This is a genomic window from Amycolatopsis sp. SID8362, assembly GCF_010550475.1.
Lineage (GTDB): Bacteria > Actinomycetota > Actinomycetes > Mycobacteriales > Pseudonocardiaceae > Amycolatopsis > Amycolatopsis eburnea.
The window spans coordinates 1-985 of record NZ_JAAGNB010000819.1 but is presented as its reverse complement, the minus strand read 5'-3'; the positions used below and the strand labels follow the sequence as shown (position 1 = coordinate 985).

The window sequence follows — 985 nt, the reverse complement described above, 5'->3', positions numbered from 1 at the left end:
CGGTCGCGCTCGACGGCGAGCCGGTCGACCCCGCGCTCGCGGCGGCCTGGGGCCTGGTGCGCTCGGCGCAGTCGGAGCACCCGGGCCGGTTCGTGCTCGCCGACACCGACGGCACCGAGGCGTCCGAAGCCGCCCTCGCGGCGGCGGTCGCCACCGGCGAACCGCAGCTGGTTCTCCGCGACGGCAACGCATTCGCCCTCCGCGTCGGCCGGCTGGCGCTGCCTTCGGAAGACCCGGCCCCGGTCTGGGACGCCGAAGGCACGGTCCTGATCACCGGTGGCACGGGTGGTCTGGGTGGGTTGCTGGCGCGGCATCTGGTGGCCGAGCACGGTGTGCGGCATCTGGTGCTCGCAAGTCGTCGTGGGGACGCGGTCGAGTTGGTGGCGGAGCTGACGGCGCACGGTGCCGACGTCCAGGTGGTGTCGTGTGACGTGTCGGATCGGGATGCGGTCGCGGCGTTGCTTGACGGCATTCCGGCCGAGCATCCGTTGATGGCGGTGATTCACGCGGCGGGTGTGCTCGATGACGGTGTTGTCGATTCGCTGACCCCGGAGCGTCTCGCGACGGTGTTCGGTCCGAAGGTCGACGGTGCGGTTCACCTGGACGAGCTGACCCGCGATCTCGACCTCTCCGCGTTCATCGTCTTCTCGTCCTCCTCGGCGGTCCTCGGCGGCGCCGGGCAAGGCAACTACGCCGCGGCGAACGCCTTCCTGGACGCTCTCGCACAGCGCCGTCGCGGCGAGGGGCGGCCGGGCCTGTCGCTGGGCTGGGGTGCCTGGGCCCAGGGCAGCGGCATGACCGGCACCCTCGGCGAGGCCGACATGCAGCGGATGGCCCGGATGGGCATGCCCGCGATGGCGCCGGAGCAGGGCCTCGCCCTGTTCGACGCCGCCGTGTCCACCGGCGCGCCGGTGGTGCTGCCGGTGCTGCTGGACATGGCCGTGCTGCGGTCGCACGCCGAAGTCCCGCACCTGCTGCGCGGGCT

At 73.0% G+C, this 985-nt stretch carries 1 protein-coding gene; it reads left to right on the top strand.

What is annotated here, in order from left to right:
- A partial coding sequence (locus G3I65_RS25015; RefSeq protein WP_160698262.1) for a beta-ketoacyl reductase occupies window positions 1–985 on the top strand: 985 nt, incomplete at both ends.